The organism is Streptomyces sp. NPDC047453 (assembly GCF_040643155.1).
In the GTDB taxonomy this organism is placed as follows: Bacteria; Actinomycetota; Actinomycetes; order Streptomycetales; family Streptomycetaceae; genus Streptomyces.
Map to the genome: position 1 here is coordinate 1 of NZ_JBEYTS010000173.1, position 1,739 is coordinate 1,739.

Annotated in this window: 1 protein-coding gene; it reads left to right on the top strand. The window is 66.1% G+C overall.

All coding sequences use genetic code 11. The annotated features are described in order from the left end of the window. Positions 1-102: 102 nt before the first annotated feature. Positions 103-1,608 carry a group II intron reverse transcriptase/maturase gene (ltrA, locus tag ABZ818_RS42745; RefSeq protein ID WP_361427735.1) on the top strand — a complete coding sequence of 502 codons (1,506 nt, stop codon included), beginning with the start codon at positions 103-105 and terminating at the stop codon, positions 1,606-1,608. The last annotated feature ends 131 nt before the right edge of the window (positions 1,609-1,739 follow it).

The window sequence follows — 1,739 nt, forward strand, 5'->3', positions numbered from 1 at the left end:
CGGAGGGGATAGGCGCGATGCCTGCCGATGGGGGCGAGCGGGGCGGAGCCGTCGTAGTACTCGGAGCCGGGGAGAGCCCGGCACAGGGGGAAGGACGGCAGCGTGCCAAGCAAGGAGAGGAGTGCAATGCCCGAAGAAGCGCCGGTGAATATCGGCGCCGTGAGGTGGCCGGGTCCTGACTCGGCTCATTTCGCGGTACGGGAGATGCAGATCAAGTTGCACCGATGGGCGGGAGATGACGACTCCCGGCGGTTCGGTGACCTGTTCAACCTCGTTTACGACCCGGCGTTTCTGGTGCACGCGTGGGAGCGCGTGGCCACCAACACCGGGGCGAGGACCCCAGGAATCGACGGGGCCACGGTGGCCCTGATCGAGACCTGGATCGGGGTCGAGGCGTTCTTGGAACACATCAGGGATGCGCTGAAGTCGGGCGTGTTCGAGCCGGTCGAAGTGCGACAGGTGATGATCCCGAAGGCGAGCGGCAAGCTCCGCGCGCTGGGGATTCCCACGGTCGCGGACCGGGTGGTCCAGGCCAGCCTCAAAGCGGTGCTCGAACCCATCTTCGAGGCGGACTTCATGCCGTGCTCGTACGGGTTCCGTCCCAACCGGCGGGCACACGATGCGATTGCCGAGATCCACCACCTGTCTTCCGGGGCCAACAGGTTCCACTGGGTCCTGGAGGCAGACATCAAGGCGTGCTTCGACGAGATCGATCACATGGCCCTGATGGACCGCCTGCGGGCGAGGATCAAGGACAAGCGTGTCTGCGCGCTGGTGAAGGCGTTCCTGAAGTCCGGGGTCATGACGACCTCCGGGGATCGGGAGGAGACGCTGACCGGCACCCCGCAAGGCGGGATTCTCTCCCCGCTGCTGGCCAACATCGCGCTGTCCGCGCTGGACGAGCACTTCGTCCGGCAGTGGCAGCAGGAGATGGGCAGCTACAAGCGGCGGGTCACGCGCAGGAAGCACGGGCTGGGCAACTGGCGGCTGATCCGTTTCGCGGACGACTTCGTACTGATGGTCTCCGGGGAGCGCCGCCACGCCGAGGGCCTGCGCGAGGAGGTGGCCGGCGTGCTCGCCCCACTGGGGCTGCGGCTGGCACCGGAGAAGACCCAAGTGGTCCATATCGACGAGGGCTTCGACTTCCTCGGCTTCCACATCCGCAGACAGCGGAAACGAGGAACGCAGAAGCACTACGTCTACACCAAGCCGTCCAAGAAGGCGATCCAGTCGATCAAGGACAAGGTGAAAGACAGAACACGCAGATCAGACCTGCACAGGGACGTGGACGAGCTGCTGGCCAGCCTCAACCGCACCCTACGCGGGTGGGCGAACTATTTCCGGCACGGGGTGTCGAAGGCGGTATTCAGCACGATCGATGACCACGCGTGGCATCGCATCGTCCGCTGGATCTTCCACAAGCACTCCCGACTCAGCTGGAAGGAACTGCGCCGCCGGTTCTGCCGACCGGGCAGCTGGAAGCTCATCTGCGACGGAGTCGAGTTCACCGGCGCATCCAGCGTCAAAGTGATCCGCTACCGCTACCGCGGCAGCAACATCCCGACCCCGTGGACACCACGACCGGCAGCCGCCAACATCGGCGGCTGACCACTGTCAAGGCACGTGGAGCGCCCGTTGCGTGGAGACACGCACGGCGGGTGCGGCGGGCGGGTCGGGGAAACGGGCTGGTCGCAAGGCCAGTACCGCCCCCCGGCCCGACCCAACCCAGCCGCAAACGG